At 44.5% G+C, this 18,955-nt stretch carries 14 protein-coding genes and 17 tRNA genes; 5 read left to right on the top strand and 26 right to left on the bottom strand.

Going from position 1 to position 18,955, the window contains the following annotated elements:
- The first annotated feature begins 72 nt into the window (after positions 1-72).
- On the top strand, positions 73-261 hold the full coding sequence (locus OCW38_RS13310; protein WP_010434105.1) for a DUF2065 domain-containing protein: 189 nt from the start codon (positions 73-75) through the stop codon (positions 259-261).
- Positions 262-451: 190 nt separating this feature from the next.
- Here OCW38_RS13310 and hflC read toward each other — a convergent pair whose 3' ends face one another.
- The 8 genes from hflC to tsaE all read right to left on the bottom strand — a co-directional run bounded on the left by hflC (position 452) and on the right by tsaE (position 9,960).
- A complete protein-coding gene (gene hflC / locus OCW38_RS13315) occupies positions 452-1,429 on the bottom strand; it encodes a protease modulator HflC (RefSeq protein WP_010434102.1) in 978 nt (325 codons plus the stop codon).
- A 2-nt stretch (positions 1,430-1,431) separates the two neighbouring features.
- Positions 1,432-2,634, bottom strand: coding sequence for an FtsH protease activity modulator HflK (gene hflK, locus OCW38_RS13320; RefSeq protein WP_261894407.1), 1,203 nt, complete (start codon positions 2,632-2,634; stop codon positions 1,432-1,434).
- Between the two features lie 26 nt (positions 2,635-2,660).
- The gene (gene hflX / locus OCW38_RS13325; protein WP_261894409.1) at positions 2,661-3,968 is read right to left on the bottom strand and encodes a ribosome rescue GTPase HflX; all 1,308 of its coding nucleotides are present in this window, start codon (positions 3,966-3,968) and stop codon (positions 2,661-2,663) included.
- 44 nt (positions 3,969-4,012) lie between these two features.
- On the bottom strand, positions 4,013-4,276 hold the full coding sequence (hfq, locus tag OCW38_RS13330; protein ID WP_010434097.1) for an RNA chaperone Hfq: 264 nt from the start codon (positions 4,274-4,276) through the stop codon (positions 4,013-4,015).
- 193 nt (positions 4,277-4,469) lie between these two features.
- On the bottom strand, positions 4,470-5,402 hold the full coding sequence (gene miaA / locus OCW38_RS13335; protein ID WP_261894411.1) for a tRNA (adenosine(37)-N6)-dimethylallyltransferase MiaA: 933 nt from the start codon (positions 5,400-5,402) through the stop codon (positions 4,470-4,472).
- 167 nt (positions 5,403-5,569) lie between these two features.
- The gene (gene mutL / locus OCW38_RS13340) at positions 5,570-7,729 is read right to left on the bottom strand and encodes a DNA mismatch repair endonuclease MutL (protein ID WP_261894413.1); all 2,160 of its coding nucleotides are present in this window, start codon (positions 7,727-7,729) and stop codon (positions 5,570-5,572) included.
- Positions 7,730-7,780: 51 nt separating this feature from the next.
- Positions 7,781-9,502 (bottom strand): LysM peptidoglycan-binding domain-containing protein, encoded by a 1,722-nt coding sequence (locus tag OCW38_RS13345; protein WP_010434091.1) that lies wholly within the window; start codon positions 9,500-9,502, stop codon positions 7,781-7,783.
- Positions 9,496-9,960 carry a tRNA (adenosine(37)-N6)-threonylcarbamoyltransferase complex ATPase subunit type 1 TsaE gene (gene tsaE / locus OCW38_RS13350; RefSeq protein ID WP_004735870.1) on the bottom strand — a complete coding sequence of 155 codons (465 nt, stop codon included), beginning with the start codon at positions 9,958-9,960 and terminating at the stop codon, positions 9,496-9,498. Before tsaE ends, OCW38_RS13345 begins: the two co-directional genes overlap by 7 nt.
- Positions 9,961-10,283: 323 nt before the next feature.
- Here tsaE and OCW38_RS13355 point away from each other — a divergent pair, with 323 nt between their 5' ends.
- Both OCW38_RS13355 and queG read left to right on the top strand, forming a co-directional pair.
- Complete coding sequence (locus OCW38_RS13355) at positions 10,284-11,429, top strand: transposase (RefSeq protein ID WP_261894416.1); 1,146 nt, start codon at positions 10,284-10,286, stop codon at positions 11,427-11,429.
- A 109-nt stretch (positions 11,430-11,538) separates the two neighbouring features.
- A complete protein-coding gene (gene queG / locus OCW38_RS13360) occupies positions 11,539-12,717 on the top strand; it encodes a tRNA epoxyqueuosine(34) reductase QueG (protein WP_261894418.1) in 1,179 nt (392 codons plus the stop codon).
- Positions 12,718-13,387: 670 nt separating this feature from the next.
- Here queG and OCW38_RS13365 read toward each other — a convergent pair.
- From OCW38_RS13365 to orn, 18 genes are all read right to left on the bottom strand, one after another.
- Positions 13,388-13,463: transfer RNA gene (locus OCW38_RS13365), tRNA-Gly, on the bottom strand.
- A 75-nt stretch (positions 13,464-13,538) separates the two neighbouring features.
- Positions 13,539-13,615 (bottom strand) — tRNA-Met (locus OCW38_RS13370).
- A 51-nt stretch (positions 13,616-13,666) separates the two neighbouring features.
- Positions 13,667-13,742, bottom strand: a tRNA-Gly gene (locus OCW38_RS13375).
- A gap of 59 nt (positions 13,743-13,801) precedes the next feature.
- Positions 13,802-13,878, bottom strand: a tRNA-Met gene (locus tag OCW38_RS13380).
- Positions 13,879-13,980: 102 nt separating this feature from the next.
- Positions 13,981-14,056 (bottom strand) — tRNA-Gly (locus OCW38_RS13385).
- Positions 14,057-14,115: 59 nt separating this feature from the next.
- A tRNA-Met gene (locus tag OCW38_RS13390) sits at positions 14,116-14,192 on the bottom strand.
- Between the two features lie 61 nt (positions 14,193-14,253).
- Positions 14,254-14,329 (bottom strand) — tRNA-Gly (locus OCW38_RS13395).
- A 76-nt stretch (positions 14,330-14,405) separates the two neighbouring features.
- Positions 14,406-14,482: transfer RNA gene (locus tag OCW38_RS13400), tRNA-Met, on the bottom strand.
- Between the two features lie 61 nt (positions 14,483-14,543).
- Positions 14,544-14,619 (bottom strand) — tRNA-Gly (locus tag OCW38_RS13405).
- 76 nt (positions 14,620-14,695) lie between these two features.
- Positions 14,696-14,772: transfer RNA gene (locus tag OCW38_RS13410), tRNA-Met, on the bottom strand.
- Between the two features lie 61 nt (positions 14,773-14,833).
- A tRNA-Gly gene (locus OCW38_RS13415) sits at positions 14,834-14,909 on the bottom strand.
- 56 nt (positions 14,910-14,965) lie between these two features.
- Positions 14,966-15,042: transfer RNA gene (locus OCW38_RS13420), tRNA-Met, on the bottom strand.
- A 61-nt stretch (positions 15,043-15,103) separates the two neighbouring features.
- A tRNA-Gly gene (locus OCW38_RS13425) sits at positions 15,104-15,179 on the bottom strand.
- A 76-nt stretch (positions 15,180-15,255) separates the two neighbouring features.
- A tRNA-Met gene (locus tag OCW38_RS13430) sits at positions 15,256-15,332 on the bottom strand.
- A 61-nt stretch (positions 15,333-15,393) separates the two neighbouring features.
- Positions 15,394-15,469 (bottom strand) — tRNA-Gly (locus tag OCW38_RS13435).
- 76 nt (positions 15,470-15,545) lie between these two features.
- Positions 15,546-15,622 (bottom strand) — tRNA-Met (locus OCW38_RS13440).
- Positions 15,623-15,683: 61 nt separating this feature from the next.
- A tRNA-Gly gene (locus tag OCW38_RS13445) sits at positions 15,684-15,759 on the bottom strand.
- A gap of 179 nt (positions 15,760-15,938) precedes the next feature.
- Positions 15,939-16,484, bottom strand: a complete 546-nt coding sequence (gene orn / locus OCW38_RS13450; RefSeq protein WP_010434065.1) for an oligoribonuclease — start codon at positions 16,482-16,484, stop codon at positions 15,939-15,941.
- 150 nt (positions 16,485-16,634) lie between these two features.
- Here orn and rsgA point away from each other — a divergent pair, with 150 nt between their 5' ends.
- Both rsgA and asd read left to right on the top strand, forming a co-directional pair.
- Entirely contained in the window at positions 16,635-17,690 is a 1,056-nt protein-coding gene (gene rsgA / locus OCW38_RS13455; RefSeq protein WP_010434062.1) for a small ribosomal subunit biogenesis GTPase RsgA, read from the top strand.
- 125 nt (positions 17,691-17,815) lie between these two features.
- Positions 17,816-18,733 carry an archaetidylserine decarboxylase gene (gene asd, locus OCW38_RS13460; RefSeq protein WP_010434059.1) on the top strand — a complete coding sequence of 306 codons (918 nt, stop codon included), beginning with the start codon at positions 17,816-17,818 and terminating at the stop codon, positions 18,731-18,733.
- Positions 18,734-18,955 lie beyond the last annotated feature (222 nt).

Genomic DNA, 18,955 nt, shown 5'->3' on the forward strand with positions numbered 1-18,955 from the left:
ACCACCCGTAACTGAAGGCGAATGTGTAAAGATGCTGATATCATTGCGTTTTTACAGACAAAAGGCAGAAGCATGTCTCAATCAATTTGGCTCGCTATTGGGCTCGTACTTATTGTTGAAGGGCTCGGCCCTTTGATTGCACCCAATGGCTGGAGAAACATGGTCGCGCAACTGAGCGAACAACCCGACACGCAACTGCGACGCATTGGCGGTTGTCTTGTGGTCGCTGGCGCCGTTATCGCTTTCATGACCTACCGCTAGGTTCCTATAAGTACTAATCTGTTTATAAGTACCACTCTGTTAAGCGCCTTCTTTCGCGCCCCAATAGCGAATCCGTAAACATGTCTCGTCCTGAAATAAGTCATAGAAAACAAAAAGGCTCCCGCAATGGGAGCCTTTTAAGTTTTAACGTATTTTGCTTATTGAGCTAAGCATTCGCTAACGCATCAGCTTATTTTGCTGGAGCGCCGCTTGCTTGATTCATGTATTGGAAGAAGTCAGTCTTCGGATCCAGTACTAGAATGTCGCTCTTATCGCTAAATGATGTCTCATAAGCTTGCAGTGAACGCATAAAGCCATAGAACTCAGGATCTTTGCTGAACGCATCAGAGTAAATCTTCGCTGCTTCTGCATCAGCATCACCACGAGTGATTCGAGCTGTACGGTCAGCTTCAGCAAGAACTGTTGCCACTTCTAGCTCAGCTTGAGCACGGATAACTTCCGCTTTCTCACGACCCTGTGAACGGTGTCTACGAGCAACCGACTCACGTTCTGCACGCATACGGCGGTAGATAGATTCACTGATTTCGTCAGGAAGGTTAATCTTCTTCATTCGGAAATCAACAACTTCAACACCTAAATCAGCCATCGCACTTTCTGCCGTTCCAGACAAAACGTTTTCCATGATCTTATCGCGTTCGCCATCAACTTCTAGTGCTTCTGCAGCCGCTACCGTTGTGACGACTTCGCTATCAGCAGAGTCTGGCAGGATGTCCTTATTACGAGGGCCTGATACGATCTGCTTAATTTCACGAGAACCAATTTCAGAACGAAGAACATCTGTCACTTTACGCTCAAGAAGTGCTTCTGCCGTCATGATGTTGCCGCCGCCTGTACTCAGATAAAAACGTCCAAAATCAGCAATACGCCATTTTGCGTAGGTATCAATTAGAACGTCTTTTTTCTCTGACGTTACGAAACGGTCAGAACGACCATCCATCGTTTGAATACGAGCATCAAGCACTTTTACGCGATCAAACATAGGCAGTTTAAAGTGCAGGCCTGGTTCATAGATTCGTGATACGCCGTTGTCATCGAGAACTCGACCAAAACGAATTACCATGCCACGTTCGCCTTCTTGAATCACAAATAGTGACATCAATAAAAGGGCAATCGTCACAACTAATACAGGGATCATTAATTTACGCATTATTAGTATCTCCCTTGACGTGAACTGTCTGAACGAGTTTGAGTGCTAGACTTTGGATCCGCTTGAGTTTCTAACTCAATTTGATCGTAAGTTGATGATGCTTTTGCAGGGCGAGTGCCCGGCTGAGAACCACTTTGTGCGCCTAGCTTATCAATAGGTAGGTATAGCAAGTTACCACTTGATTCAGAATCAATCAGGACTTTCGATGTGCTTGAGTACACTTTTTCCATTGTATCAAGGTACATACGGTTACGTGTTACTTCAGGAGCTGCTTGGTATTCAGGTAGCAGTTTCTCGAACTGAGCCACTTGACCTAGAGCACCATTAACTGTGCGCTCTGAGTAACCCACCGCTTCTTTCTTCAAACGCTCAGCACGACCTGTTGCTTTTGGAAGAATGTCATTTCGGTAAGCTTCAGCTTCACGCTCGAAACGCTCTTCATCCTCACGAGCCGCGATAGCATCATCAAATGCATCTTTCACTTGCTCAGGTGGACGTGCTGACTGGAAGTTCACATCAACAATCAGAATACCCATGTCGTAGCTATCAATAATACGGTTCAACGTTTCTTGAGTGCTTTGGCGAATCTGTTGACGACCACTTGTCAGGATACTATCCATTAGTGAGTCACCAATTACCGCACGAAGCGCAGAATCGGTTGCTTGGCGTAAACTGTCGTCTGCATTCGTTACACGATACAAGTACTTGTATGGGTCAGAAACACGGTATTGAACACCCATTTCAACGGTCACAACGTTTTCATCTTTCGTTAGCATCGTGCCAGCAGCACGTAGAGAACGAATCGCTTGAACGTTTACTAGTTGCTCATCTTTGATTTCATCGATGAAGCGTGGGTGCCAGTTAAGACCAGGCTCTTCGATACGGTCGAACTGACCCAATCGAAGTACTACTGCTCTTTCTGCTTCGCCAACGGTGTAGAAACCAGCGAAGAACCAGATAGCAATCGCAATAACGGCAATGACACCAAAGCCAATTGCACCGCCACCACCAATAGATGGTCCGTTACCGCTACCACCCTTTTTACCAAACTTGCCACCTAACTTTTGACTTAGTTTACTAAACACTTCGTCTAGATCTGGCGGTCCTTGATCTCGGCCGCCGCGATTATTATTCTTACCCCAAGGGTCGTTATCGCGGCCGTTATTATCGCCGTTGTTGTTATTTCCAGGCTCATTCCACGCCATTAGAAAACTCCATCATTGATATGACGTTATACTGTAGCAGTCTCTTTGGTAACGATAAAGTCACCTAAGAGCGCCCCTTCTCTTTTTTCGAGTTTAGACCAATCTATTTGTTGCATTCTAATATCTATCAACAAGTTACCATTTTCATCATACTCTTCCTGTTGAATACATTTCATCTCAAAGAATAAGCTACGAATACGGCCCTGATGTTGATGTGGAATACACAACCGGAATTGAACCATCTGACTCGCTAAACGCTCAGTTAAAGCTTCAAACAGCAGTTCAATACCTTCTCCTTCCATTGCAGAAACCCAAACAGCGCGTGGTGCGCCCTCTTCGTCTCTTTCAATTCGAGGTTTTTGGTCTTCCATGCAGTCAATCTTATTCATGACTACAAGGGTTGGCACTTCATGAGCATCGATCTCTTCTAATACATCATGAACAGCCTGAATATTCTCACGAAAGCGGTCATCACTGGCATCAACAACATGTAACAAAATGTCAGCTTCCTGCGTCTCTTGTAACGTTGCCTTAAATGCAGCGACCAAATCATGTGGTAGATGGCGGATAAAACCTACGGTATCTGCGAGAATTGCAGGCCCGACATCTGCCAAATCAATCTTACGTAGTGTTGGGTCTAGGGTTGCAAACAGCTGGTCTGCAGCATAAACACCTGCACTTGTGATGCGATTGAAAAGTGTTGATTTCCCTGCGTTGGTATAACCAACCAAAGAAATTGTTGGGATTTCAGCTCGATTACGAGCACGTCGTCCTTGTTCACGCTGCTTAGCGACTTTCGCTAAACGACGCAATATTGCCTTTATACGGTCACGCAGCAAACGTCGATCGGTTTCCAGTTGAGTTTCACCTGGACCACGAAGACCAATACCACCTTTCTGCCTTTCAAGGTGAGTCCAACCTCGAATCAGTCGGGTAGAAATATGACGAAGCTGAGCGAGCTCAACTTGCAGTTTACCTTCGTGAGTTCGTGCACGCTGTGCAAAGATATCTAAGATCAAACCCGTGCGATCAATCACACGACATTTGCACAACTGTTCAAGGTTTCGCTCTTGGGCAGGAGAGAGAGAGTGGTTAAAAATCACAATTTCAGCTCCGGTCAGCTGAACGGCTTGAGCGATTTCTAGGGCTTTACCTTCTCCAACGTAGTATTTAGGGAGTGGGGATTGTCGGCTACCAGTAATAACTTGTAGCGTTTTTACCCCCGCAGAAGAGACTAGCATTTCACACTCGCTTAGATCTTCCCATTCTCCCTCTTGCGTGAAGTTGATATGAACAAGTACGGCTCGCTCGCCAGATTCATAACGGTCAAACAAGCAACCAACTCCTTATTACAGCGCAAGCTGTATCAATTGAACGATTAATCTTCAGTCTTCTCTGGACGATCAGATGGAGCACGTTGCTCGCCGCTGTGGTGACTAACTGCACGAGCAGGAACCACAGTAGAGATCGCATGCTTGTAAACCATTTGGTTTACTGTGTTCTTCAATAAGATCACGAATTGATCGAAAGACTCGATCTGACCTTGTAGCTTAATGCCGTTAACAAGATAGATAGAGACTGGAATGCGCTCACGACGGAGTGCATTTAGGAATGGGTCTTGTAGCGATTGCCCCTTAGCCATTTTATTTTCCTTATTTATATTTTGTTGTAATTATTTAGCTAGTGGTGCACAAAAAGGTGCGGCCTTTGCATCTGAGCTAAACGAATAAAAAAACTCCGTTGTTATTGAAAGGCTGTGATTTTTTAAAAGCCTCAATAACTGATCCTTTCCAGAGTATATTCACGCAAAAGCGATCACATTATACACAGCAATACTAATCAGATGCTATTGCATCTGAAAGAGTTTCTAACGCTTGATCAATGTTTTCGCTATCTAACCAAGTTAAATCATCCCAACTGCGCAACCAGGTGATTTGTCGCTTGGCCAACTGACGAGTTGCACAGACACCACGGAAAACCGCTTCGTCTAAATCACAATTCCCGTCTAAATAATCCCACATCTGTCTATAACCAACGCATCGGATCGAAGGTAGCTCTGGGTGAAGATCTTTTCTGGCATACAACGCCTTTATTTCATCCTCAAACCCCGCTTCTATCATTTTCTCGAAACGCAGCTCAATACGACGATGGAGTTCAGTCCTTTCCTTGGGAGCTATAGCAAATTGTTTCACACGAAATGGCAGGCTATCGCCTTTCGTTTGAGTTAGCTCAGTTAATGTTTTACCCGAAATTCGGTAAACTTCCAATGCCCTTGAAAGCCTTTGTGGATCATTTGGGTGTATTCTTTCAGCGGATACGGGATCTATCTCTCTTAATTGATCATGCAAAGCTTGCCAACCTTGCTCGATAGATTCCGCTTCAATCTGCTTGCGTATCTCTTGATCCGCAGCGGGTAGTGGCGATAAACCTTCCAACAACGCCTTGTAATACAGCATCGTGCCGCCAACCAGTAACGGGATTTTTCCTTCCGCTACAATCTTATTCATTTCGCTGATCGCATCACGACGAAAATCTGCCGCAGAATACGCTTCGCTTGGATCCAGAATATCAATCAAGCGATGAGGCGCGAGCGCGAGCTCTTCCGCATCGGGTTTAGCGGTGCCAATATCCATGTCTTTATAGATCAATGCAGAATCAACACTGATGATCTCTACTGGGTATTTCTGACGTAAGCGGATAGCTAAATCTGTTTTTCCTGATGCCGTTGGGCCCATTAAAAACAACGCTAAAGGTAATTTTTCAGTCATGATATTTTGTATTTGTTTCTCTGTTAGAGCGCTTTATAAAAAGGCTTCATGTCGCGATGTGCCCTGTAACTAAGGTCAATGCCATCACAACACATTAAATCGTAAACAGCCGAAGCCGAAATAAGCTTAATTTATCTAAAACTCAGCGGTGAAAATTCACCTACAAACTAAGCCATAAAAGCCGCAATAGTCGCCGAAAAGTCGATAGGATTAACAAACTCTGGATCATCTAATGGAAGTAGACCATGCCAAAGCTGCTCAAGTTCCCCAACTAGTTGAACCGCTTCAGATAAAGTGTAGTCGCTTTTTACTTGTGCCGTTTGAATCCCAACCCAGTTAACCAATGATGGCAACAGGTCGTTCAAAACATTACCCGCGTTATTATCTAAAATCTGAGTATTTATTGAAGCCGCGTACGATAACAGATCTGGGATCAAAATTTGTAAGTTTTGCTGTCTCAGAGGAGAAGGAACTCCCATCACCATCACTGCTTCACTGTTTCGTGCTTTAAGCTCAATACCAAGCAGCGCCAATGTTTGGCTCAGCGCTTTCGCGACTTCAACCAATTCACTACCAAGCTTGATCGACAAAGGCACCAGTAATGGTTGGCTTTTTAATGGCCCGTTACGAGTATCGAGTTGACCCACAACACGCAATAATTCGGCTTTTGCTAAGGAAACCAGAACACAACCATTCTTATTGCCCATGACCAGATACTGCCCCTCAACAATTGAAACCGCTTTGCCCAAATCAGTGACGGGTGCTCGCGGTTTCGAGTTAACGGGATTCTGTTGAACAGGCTTAGCTTCTATATTTTCTATATTTTCTCTGGTTTCGGCTGGTGCGACATGCCTTTGAGGAGATGATGGAGCTACAACTTGATCATCAAAATCTGGCGTTTTCAGAAGCTCTTTGTAGGCTTTCACTTCACGCTTAGAGGGCGCAGGTTCAGCATGATGTTGGTGCGGTTCTTTTTCTTTCTTCGGCGCAGGTCGAGACTCAATCCACTCTTGTCGAGGAGAGCCCGTAAAACTGATTTCGCTAGATGATGAGCCTGTATTAGATGATGAGCTATAGCGTTGGCTCGCATCATTAACGCTGTGTTGGGGTTTATCATAAACCTGCTCAGATTCAGCTTTTCTTGGATAGGCTGGCGTTTGCTCGATGGCATGTCGCACCCTTTCTGAAACCAAATCTGGCTCTGAGTTGGAAGGCACCGTGTCTTCTTGATCAGAAAAACGCGTCGCATCGCCAGAAGCATCTTGCTGATAATGATCAGTATCTGACTGATGGAACGCAGATTGATTGAGCGGAGCTGCATCAATTTGCTTGCTTTGTGCCAGGCCATCACTCAAGGCTTGATAAATAAAATCATGTACTAATCGTGCTTGATGGAAGCGCACTTCATGTTTAGCTGGGTGAACATTCACATCCACTTGATGCGGGTCTAATTCAATGAATAGCACATACGTTGCGAATTGATCTGGGCGTAGGCTGGTCTCATAGCTTTGACGAATCGCATGATTGATCAGCTTATCGCGCATCATACGACCATTCACATAGCAGTATTGTAGGTCGCTTTGTTGCCTTGCCCCTTCAGGTGTGGTGATCCAGCCATGAAGCTTCAAACCTTGATGCTCCAGCTCAATCTTAAGCATATGACGAACAAAAGGATTACCACATACCGCTGCAATGCGTTTTTCAGCCTGAACATCGGTTTTGGCCGCACGGTATTGACGAATCATTTTACCGTTATGACGAAGGTTGATCGTCACATCAAAGCGACTTAACGCAATTCGCTTAAGCAATTCATCAATGTGAGTAAATTCGGTTTTCTCAGTACGTAAGAACTTGCGACGTGCTGGTGTGTTGAAGAACAGGTCCAACACCTCAACCGAAGTGCCAATGGGATGCGCTGCAGGCTGCAGTTTCACCTGCATGTCTCGGCCCTCGCTGTGCGCAGCCCAAGCTTGATCTTGAGTCGCAGGGCGCGAAGTCATGGTTAAACGTGCAACCGAGCTGATACTCGCGAGCGCTTCACCACGGAAACCAAGGCTGACGATCGCCTCGAGGTCATCAAGGGTATGAATCTTAGAGGTCGCATGACGGCTCAATGCCAACGCAAGTTCATCTTTAACGATGCCCTTACCGTTGTCACGCACGCGGATCATCTTGGCGCCACCTTTCTCGATATCAATATCGATACGTGTGGCACCTGAATCCAAACTGTTTTCAACCAACTCCTTCACAACAGAAGCGGGTCTTTCTACCACTTCACCGGCTGCAATTTGGTTCGCTAACCGAGCTGGCAGTATTTTGATCGTCATATTTATAGCTACCTTACTGCCATTGATGGAAACATGTCTGCGTTAAAAAGATTACTTATGCGGAATAATCAACACCTGACCCACCGCTAGGCTGTCAGAACGTAGGTTATTCGCTTTACGGATAGCATCAACACTCACACCGTACTTAGAGGCTATCTTACCTAGGTAATCACCTCTTGCGACTTTGTGTTTACGCAGAGGTATGTCTTTTACTTCTACCGTAATACGTAGCTTCTGACCCACTCTCAATGTTTCAGATTTTAAACGGTTCTCACGCTTAATGTCCGCTACCAATACTTTATAACGGCTGGCGATCTTGCCTAGGTACTCTCCAGACTTAACCGTATGAGTAATTGTCTTAGTTTTGACTGCACTGCTTGATGATGAACCTTGAGCGCTGCTTGGTATCTTAAGTACTTGACCAATCGCTAGGCTACTCGACTTCAGATTATTGAGTTTCATCAAGGCTTGCGTCGAGGTGCCATATTTACTCGCAATCACAGATAAAGACTCGCCACGCGATACTTTATGTTGGCTTACGCTGCCTGTTGAAGATGTCGCATTCGATAAGATAATCCCTTCTGGCGGGTTAGCTTTCAAATACTTAACAACGGCTTTAGTCACAGCACGAGCCAGCTTGTCTTGGTGCGAACGTTGGAAAAGAAGCTTCTCTTCCGTCGGGTTTGAAATAAAGCCTGTCTCGACCAACACTGATGGAATTTGTGGTGAGCGTAATACCGCTAAGCTGGTGTTTATTGGCTTACTGTTATGCAGCTTCGCCACTTTACCCATTTCAGATAGAATCGCCGTTGCCAGTTTATAGCCCTCTTTTTGAGAGTGACTAAACTGCAGATCAAGCAGGGTTTGGTTTACGTTCTTATCATCAATATTGCCAGTGAACGCAGCACCACTGCCACCGAGCAACTCTGACTGTTTCTCTTTATTCTCAATCCAACGCGAAATCTCAGTATTGGCACGTCGAGTGTTCAACACAAACACCGAACCACCTCTTGGTTGTGGCGTCGTAAACGCATCTGCGTGAATAGAGATCAACAAGTGAGCTTCATTCTCACGAGCAATAGCAACACGTCGATTCAGATTTACAAAGTAGTCAGCATTACGTGTCAGACGAGTCTTAATACCCGGAACGGCATTCAACTGGGCGGCGAGTTTTTTCGAAATGCTGAGAGTCGCATTCTTTTCATATTTACGAGATGGACCGATTGAACCAGGGTCTTCGCCACCGTGTCCAGGATCAATCACGATCAGAATGTCTTTCTGACGCTTCACCTGATTAATGTCTTTGCTTACCGTTGGCTTACTCGGCGTCGACGTTGTTGTCCCTTTGCTTGCCGCACCATGAGGTAAATCGATCACCAAGCGGTGTCCATACTGACCACCCGGAGTCGGGCTCAGTTTAAACAACTCTGCTTTAGACGACTTCTTTAATTCAAAAACCAGGCGATACGTGCTTTTGTCTGGCGGTGAGCTCTTACGAATCTTAGATAGAACAGGGCTATCTTTCACCACGACCGGTAACTTGGTTGCAAGGTTGGTGTTTTTTAAGTCGACAACCAAGCGGCTCGGGCTACTCAGTGTGAAATAGCTAAAGTCCGCTTCTGACTTTAAATCAATAACCACACGAGTTTCTTCTGGAGAAGGCCAAACCCTCAAACTTTTCAATGAGTTTGCTGAAACAAGCGAAGAAAACAGTAAAGAGAAAACAGCAGCCATCATGGCCGCTGTTGAAAAAAGGCGTTTAGAAATCAACATAACTCCAACTGACTAAGTAAGCGCTGTCCGTATTCACTATTAGCGGTTAAAGAAACAATACGGTGATCGTCTTGGTAACGAATATCAATATCCAAATCCGCTTCTGGTAGCATCCCATAGCCTTTCTCAGGCCATTCAACCAAACAGATAGCATCTGGCGTGAAGTAATCACGAATCCCCATGAACTCTAATTCTTCAGGATCGGCTAAGCGATAAAGATCGAAGTGATATACCTGCCAGTCGGCAAGTTGATAAGGTTCAACTAGAGTATACGTTGGGCTCTTTACATTTCCTTGATGGCCAAGCGCTTTTACAAAGCCACGACTAAAGGTCGTTTTGCCTGCGCCAAGATCACCATGCAGATAAATCGTCGTCTGCTGTGAGCAAAGATTAGAAAGCTCCGTTCCTAGTTGAATCGTTGCTTGTTCATCTTTCAAAGTAAATTGTTTCGTGCTCATGAATACGTTCTCTAAAAATCGATCGTTGACTATATAAAAATCAAAAGAACAAGAATAGTAAACCGTGATGCTTTTGGGAGACAAGCACTCAAGTGTAAGTTCTATGAAAAATACTGATCAAAACGCGTCTGCTCTGGTCAACACTACTCAGATCCGTTAAGATCCGCCCCCATTTTTGCCGAACCTAATTTTAATTAGCAATCCGACCGTAAACCATCGCCAGATGAGGGCGGCGGTATAAGATCGAAAGTGCGTCAAGCACTTTAAAAGTAGACACCCGCATTTGATATGCCATAATTCTGTACATATATACAGTGCGGATTATGATATTAAGAGCAACCAAAGTACGTATTTACCCAACACTAGAACAAGCTGAGTTTTTAATCGCTCAGTTTGGCGCTGTGTGTTTTGCGTATAATAAAGCTCTGCATTTAAAGTCTCATATGTACCGCAAGCATGGTGTGACACTGAATCCTAAAAAGGATATCAAGCCATTACTTGCAGTTGCCAAGAAATCACGAAAGTACCACTGGTTGAAGCAATATGACTCAATTGCTTTGCAACAATCAGTGATCAACCTTCACCAAGCTTTTGATAATTTTTTTAACCTAAAGCTGAAAGCCAAGTACCCACAATTCAAACGTAGACACGGCAAGCAATCTAGCTATCACTGTGTTGGTGTTAAGGTTCTTGATGGTGCTATCAAACTACCCAAGATGAAGCCAGTTAGAGCTAACATCCATCGTGAGCTCATTGGTAAGGTTAAAAGCATTACTCTCAGTTTGAGTAAAACAGGTAAGTTTTATGCGTCCACCCTTGTGGATGACGGCGTTGAAACGCCTAGCTTGATTAACCCAATCGATAAAGTCACAGGTATTGATTTGGGGTTATCACACTTTGCTATTCAATCGAACGGCAAGAGAGAAGCTAACCCGCGATTCGTAAGGCGTGCAGAGAAGAATCTCAGACGTAAACAGAAGCAGCTTTCGCGCAAGGCTAAAGGTAGCGCAAACAGAGCTAAAGCTCGTTTGCTTGTTGCAAAGTGCCATGAAAAGACAGCGAACGCTCGCGCTGATTTTCAACACAAACTATCTCGAACACTCGTAGACAAAAGCCACGCTGTGATTGTAGAGACATTGAAATCAGCCAATATGATGAAAAACCGCAAACTAGCTAAACACATAGCAGATGCCTCATGGCATAGCTTCGTTGTTAAGTTGGAGTACAAGTTGAAAGAGCAAGGTAAACATCTTGTTAAACTCGACCAGTGGTACGCCAGCTCTAAAACATGTCACTGTTGCGGTCATAAAATGGAAGAAATGTCCTTATCAGTTCGCAAGTGGGATTGTCCCTCTTGTGGCACTACAGATATAGATCGGGATCTAAATGCCGCTCTTAATATCCGTGATAAAGGTATTCTAGAATTAAAAGCGGCTGGACAGTCGTTTTTGCTTATGGAAGCTACGTAAGACTCGATACTATCGAGCATTGGCTAACGAAATAAGAAGCATAGCCCAACGGGCGGTGAGTAGTCACCCTTATCTCTAATTGTAAAACAAAGAAAATAAGAATTAAGCCATGAATCTAGACCATCTTGCTGAAAAAATTAAAATCTGGGGAAAAGAGTTAGGCTTTCAAAAAGTTGGCATCTGCGATGTTGATTTAAGTGAACACGAAGCCCCTCTTCAAGCATGGCTAGATGCTGGTAATCACGGCGAAATGGATTGGATGGCTCGACATGGAATGATGCGAGCTCGCCCTAATGAGCTTCATCCTGGCACCATTCGAGTGATCAGCGCCCGAATGAACTACCTACCACCGGAAGCGCAGTTTGCCTCTAACCTAAGCGACACCACTCAAGGTTATATCAGCCGTTATTCTTTAGGCCGCGATTATCATAAATTGTTCCGTAACCAATTGAAAAAGCTAGGACAAAGAATCGAGAAGGAAGCCGAAGGTTTAGACTCACGTCCTTTCGTCGATTCAGCGCCTATTTTGGAAAGACCGCTCGCTCAAAAAGCGGGGTTGGGTTGGACAGGTAAACACTCGTTAATTCTCGATAAAGACGCGGGCTCTTGGTTTTTTCTAGGGGAGTTATTAGTTAACATCCCGCTTCCTGTTGATGAACCTAGTGTCGATGAGTGCGGCAAATGCACCGCATGTATCACCTCTTGTCCAACGGGTGCCATTATTGCTGATGGTGTCGTGGATGCCCGAAAATGTATTTCGTACTTAACCATTGAATACGATGGTGTGATCCCGGAAGAATTTAGAGACGCAATTGGTAATCGTATTTACGGTTGCGACGACTGCCAGTTAGTTTGCCCATGGAACCGTCATGCTGAACTCACAGAGCAAACAGACTTTCACCGCCGAGAAGATTTCCAAGAAGCCGATCTGGTTTTGCTTTCAAGTTGGGACGAAGCAACCTTCTTGAAGAAAATGGAAGGCTCTGCAATAAGACGCATCGGCCACACCCAGTGGTTACGCAATATCTTTGTTGCTATGGGCAATGCACCATTCCAGCAACGCATTGTTGAAACACTGGAATCTCATCAAGGGAAAAACGATATGTTGGATGTGCATATTGAGTGGGCTTTGAATAAACAACTACAGCAGTTGCCTAACGTTAGCAGTGTGCAAGAAGATAGCTCTACGCAGAAAAATAACTGTATGCAAAAAAATAGCAGCAAAATACTCACCAAAAAGCACAGGCTGATACGCATTGTTGAAAAAGGACTACCAAGAGACGCCTAGCTCTTTACGTACCTACCTAGTTCTTTATATACCTACCCAGTTCTTTATATACCAATGTTTAACTGGCTAGTTCATACCAACCATCCAATATTTAAGACAACTCGTTGCACATAATTTTAGAACAATGTTTGACCTTGTTCTCAATTTTAACAATGTGGAAAAAATTCAGATTTCTCGTAAACTTCCGACACCCTCACAAAGTTAAACACAGTACCGATAAATGATTAAGATCAAAAAACAACAAGTTAACGATCTTTTACCAAATTCAACACAAGCACTCAACTTGATAAAAAACAACAAGTTACGATCGCTACGATTCCGCTAATATATTGAAAACAAGAAAGATCTTTTAGAGGTATGTGGAGAATTAAGCCTGAAACAACTTTATCAACCAAGTTATCCACACCTAACATTTTGTGGATAAGTCTGTTTATAGATATGAAAAACCTCAAGCATCTGCTTCAGAGACCTGATGTTTACTAGCATTCCAGTTGCTAAGAAATATTTAAGACAAAAAAATATCCACCATGATGGAGGATTATTTGCTTTTTGGGGGGATTATGCTTCGCAGCATTAAAGAAAGAGCGTGACCCTTAGGTCATCTTTAAACTCTGTGATCTAAAGAAAAACACGGTGGCTTAAAGGGTCTTAATAGCTTTTAGAAGAAAGCTGGAGCGATACATCGGGTTCGAACCGATGACCTCAACCTTGGCAAGGTTGCGCTCTACCAACTGAGCTAGTATCGCATTCGTTAATCGCTGCTTTTACTACCTTGGGCAACTCTTACCGCCTTGAGCAACAGATAGCGCTTAACTGTAATGTGGTTGCGGGAGCCGGATTTGAACCGACGACCTTCGGGTTATGAGCCCGACGAGCTACCAAACTGCTCCATCCCGCGTCCGGATGCATTGTTTAAGACAATGACTCTGTTCTCTAAAAAGAGAGAATTTGGAGCGATACATCGGGTTCGAACCGATGACCTCAACCTTGGCAAGGTTGCGCTCTACCAACTGAGCTAGTATCGCATAAGCTAACCGTTCATCTTTTCTGCTACAAAGCATCAAATCAACGTTCAACTGTAATGTGGTTGCGGGAGCCGGATTTGAACCGACGACCTTCGGGTTATGAGCCCGACGAGCTACCAAACTGCTCCATCCCGCGTCCGGATGTTTCTCTTTTCGCATCATGATCGTTTAAGACAATGAGACGAGACCATTTCATTCTGAGTACTTTCTCTAGGAGATGACTTCTAAGAACTGAATGTGGAGCGATACATCGGGTTCGAACCGATGACCTCAACCTTGGCAAGGTTGCGCTCTACCAACTGAGCTAGTATCGCATAAGCTAACCGTTAACCTTTTCTGCTAAGAAGCATCAAATCAACGTTCAACTGTAATGTGGTTGCGGGAGCCGGATTTGAACCAACGACCTTCGGGTTATGAGCCCGACGAGCTACCAAACTGCTCCATCCCGCGTCCGGATGCATTGTTTAAGTTAATGACTCTATATTCCCAACATCAATCCTAAGAAAGAAATTGGAGCGATACATCGGGTTCGAACCGATGACCTCAACCTTGGCAAGGTTGCGCTCTACCAACTGAGCTAGTATCGCATAAGCTAACCGTTCATCTTGTCTGCTAGAAACTAAGTTCTTACTGCAAAGAAGCTATCAACGTGTAGCTGTAATGTGGTTGCGGGAGCCGGATTTGAACCGACGACCTTCGGGTTATGAGCCCGACGAGCTACCAAACTGCTCCATCCCGCGTCCGGATGCATTATTTAAGTTAATGACTCTATATTTCCAACATCAATCCTAAGAAAGAAATTGGAGCGATACATCGGGTTCGAACCGATGACCTCAACCTTGGCAAGGTTGCGCTCTACCAACTGAGCTAGTATCGCATAAGCTAACCGTTCATCTTCTCTGCTAGAAACTAAGTTCTTACTGCAAAGAAGCTATCAACGTGTAGCTGTAATGTGGTTGCGGGAGCCGGATTTGAACCGACGACCTTCGGGTTATGAGCCCGACGAGCTACCAAACTGCTCCATCCCGCGTCCGGATGCATTATTTAAGTTAATGACTCTATATTTCCAACATCAATCCTAAGAAAGAAATTGGAGCGATACATCGGGTTCGAACCGATGACCTCAACCTTGGCAAGGTTGCGCTCTACCAACTGAGCTAGTATCGCATTAGTTAATCGCTGCTTTTACTGCCTTGGGCAATAAATGGCGCCTAACTGTAATGTGGTTGCGGGAGCCGGATTTGAACCGACGACCTTCGGGTTATGAGCCCGACGAGCTACCAAACTGCTCCATCCCGCGTCCGGATGCATTATTTAAGTTAATGACTCTATATTCCCAACATCATTCCTAAGAAAGAAATTGGAGCGATACATCGGGTTCGAACCGATGACCTCAACCTTGGCAAGGTTGCGCTCTACCAACTGAGCTAGTATCGCATAAGCTAACCGTTCATCTTCTCTGCTAGAAACTAAGTTCTTACTGCAAAGAAGCTATCAACGTGTAGCTGTAATGTGGTTGCGGGAGCCGGATTTGAACCGACGACCTTCGGGTTATGAGCCCGACGAGCTACCAAACTGCTCCATCCCGCGTCCGGATGCATTATTTAAGTTAATGACTCTATATTTCCAACATCAATCCTAAGAAAGAAATTGGAGCGATACATCGGGTTCGAACCGATGACCTCAACCTTGGCAAGGTTGCGCTCTACCAACTGAGCTAGTATCGCATAAGCTAACCGTTCATCTTGTCTGCTAGAAACTAAGTTCTTACTGCAAAGAAGCTATCAACGTGTAGCTGTAATATGGTTGCGGGAGCCGGATTTGAACCGACGACCTTCGGGTTATGAGCCCGACGAGCTACCAAACTGCTCCATCCCGCGTCCGGATGCATTGTTTAAGTTAATGACTCTATATTTCCAACATCAATCCTAAGAAAGAAATTGGAGCGATACATCGGGTTCGAACCGATGACCTCAACCTTGGCAAGGTTGCGCTCTACCAACTGAGCTAGTATCGCAATCTGAAACGTCTTTCGCCGTTCAGGGCTGCGAATTATAAGAGCATTTTTTTGTGATGCAAGTCCTTAATGCAAAATTACGAAAGTTTTTACTCAACTGCTGTAAAAGCACACAGATTTGCAAAAAAATTGGCTCTTATGTCCCTGAAAAGTTAGATAACCGTGATCGTTTGATCTGATTAGATGTTAATAATCGTTTTTCGGTAGTACTGCAGCTCAGCAATCGACTCACGAATATCGTCTAATGCAAGGTGGCTTCCCGACTTAGAAAACCCATCTAACACTTCAGGTTTCCAACGGCGAGTCAGCTCTTTCAAAGTGCTTACGTCAACATAGCGGTAGTGGAAGTACTCTTCCAACTCAGGCATGTGTTTGTATAGGAAACGGCGGTCTTGACCAATGCTGTTACCACAAATCGGTGACTTACCTTTTGGTACCCATTTCTCAAGAAACTCAATGGTTTGTTGAATCGCATCTTGCTCTGAAACCGTGCTTTCTTGAATTCGCTTAACTAGACCACTGCCGGTATGAGTCGTTGTGCACCACTCATCCATCTTGTCCAATTCACTCTGAGGTTGGTGAATAGCCAAAACAGGTCCTTCAGCCAGGATGTTAAGCTCACTATCGGTAACGATAGTCGCAATTTCAATGATTTTGTGAGTTTCAGGATCAAGTCCAGTCATCTCTAGATCAACCCAAATCAGGTTCTGATCGCTAAAGGACATAAGGCGTCGCCTATTTGTTTATGTGTAAAAGAGGTACTATACCCAAATAACTATACTCAAACTAGCTCTAGGGCCATCGAAATCATATGGCACCAGCAACACCTTGTTTGAGTCCCCAATCATCAAGTTAGATGTGTTAAGTGAAAAATTGTGGCTAAAAAAAAGAAGTTAACTAAAGGTCAGGTACGTCGTGTACGTAGCAACCAGAACAAGCGACTCAAGAAAGAAGATTCTATCCAATGGGATGAGAACATGCTTGGTGGCACAAAAAGCGGATTGGTCATTACGCGCTTTGGGCAACATGCTGATATCGAAGATCTTGAAACTAACGAAGTTCATCGTTGTAACTTACGCCGTAGTATCGAAACCTTAGTTTCTGGTGACCGAGTAACTTGGCGCGCAGGCTTAGAGTCGATGGCTGGTATTTCAGGTGTAGTAGAAGCGGTTGAGCCAAGAACTTCAATGCTGACTCGCCCTGATTACTACGATGGCCTAAAACCAGTTGCTGCAAACGTTGACCAAATGGTTATCGTATCGGCAGTGTTACCCGAGCTATCACTTAATATTATCGACCGTTACTTAATTGCCTCAGAAACCGTCAACATTGCCCCACTTGTGGTTCTCAATAAAGTCGACCTACTGACTGAAAAACAGATTGCTGAATACCGCGAAACACTGAAAGTGTACGAAAAAATCGGCTACAAGGTGATGTTTGTGAGTAAAGAGTCGGGTTACGGCATCAAAGAGCTGGAAGCTGAACTCAAAGATCGCATCAACATTTTTGTTGGTCAATCTGGCGTGGGTAAATCAAGCTTAGTGAATGCACTCATGCCAACACTAGATATCGAGGAAGGCGCCGTTTCTGAAAACTCAGGACTGGGTCAACACACGACAACGGCAGCACGTTTGTATCACTTCCCTTCTGGTGGCGATCTTATCGATTCCCCAGGGGTACGTGAATTCGGCTTATGGCATTTAGAACCAGACGAAATCACTGACGCTTTCATTGAATTCAAGCCATTTCTAGGTGGTTGTAAGTTCCGTGATTGTAAACACAATGACGACCCAGGATGCCTTCTACGTGAAGCCGTAGAAGACGGTAGAATCAGCCGTTTACGTTTTGCTAGCTACCATCGCATTATTGAAACCATGGCTGACAACAAAGATAACCGTCAGTACTCACGAAGCAAGAAAGCCGATCTCTAATCGCGTTTTTGTGAACAAATGTGTGCATTTACTGACAATTGGCGTGAATTTAAGTAACATCTCGCGCCCTAAACCGTCATCGACAGATTTAATTGAAAAACAATTAGCATTGGAAAATTAATACAATGGATAAGATTAAAGTTGGATTGCAGTACTGGATCCCACAGCATGGGCTAACTCGCCTAGTCGGTAAACTGGCGTCTGCTAAAGCGGGTGGCTTAACGACAGCGATCATCAACTGGTTCATCAAGCAATACAAAGTAAACATGGATGAAGCTCTGCATAGCGATCCAAAACACTTTAAAACATTCAATGAATTCTTCGTACGTGAATTGAAAGAAGGCATGCGTCCTATTGCTGAAGGTGAATCTGTTATTGTTCACCCTGCTGATGCACGCGTAAGCCAATTTGGCCCAATTACTGACGGCCAACTTATTCAAGCTAAAGGCCACAACTACTCAGCTCGCGAACTGTTGGGCGGTGATTCAAGCCTAGCGGATGAGTTCAAAGACGGCGAATTCGCGACACTTTACTTATCGCCAAGTGATTACCACCGTGTTCACATGCCATGCGATGGCACACTGCGCCAGATGATCTACGTTCCTGGTGACCTTTTCTCTGTAAACCCGCTAACGGCAGAGAATGTTCCAAACCTATTCGCACGTAATGAGCGTGTAGTTTGTATCTTCGATACAGAGTTTGGCCCAATGGCACAGGTGCTGGTTGGCGCAACTATCGTCGGCAGTATAGAACAAGTATGGGCTGGCACTATCACACCACCTCGCGGTAACTCTGTTTACAAATGGGACTACCCTGCACAAGGTGATAAAGCAATCGTCTTGAAAAAAGGTGAAGAGATGGGTCGCTTTAAACTTGGTTCAACGGTTATCAATCTATTTGCTAAAGATGCCATCAAGTTTGACGAAACGATGCAGAATGGTGAGAAAACCGTTCTAGGCACCCCTTTCGCGCATATTGCAGGCAAAAACGCTGAAGTAAGTGAAGACGCGGCTGAAACGGTTGAGAACACAGACCAAGCATAGCTTCTTGAGTTCGTTCATAGACATTCTAAAGGCGCGTTATTTCTAGTAAATAACGCGCCTTTTTCGTCACCGACCATACTGTTCGTAGCGCTTCGTAACAAGTTAATACCCATAAATAACAAGCTCATAGCCCTTCGTAACAAATTCAGACCTCTTCATTAAAAAATTGACCAAAAACAAAACAATTGTCGAAACCTTCAACAACTTTTCGATTTTACAACC

The organism is Vibrio cyclitrophicus (assembly GCF_024347435.1).
Classification (GTDB): domain Bacteria; phylum Pseudomonadota; class Gammaproteobacteria; order Enterobacterales; family Vibrionaceae; genus Vibrio; species Vibrio cyclitrophicus.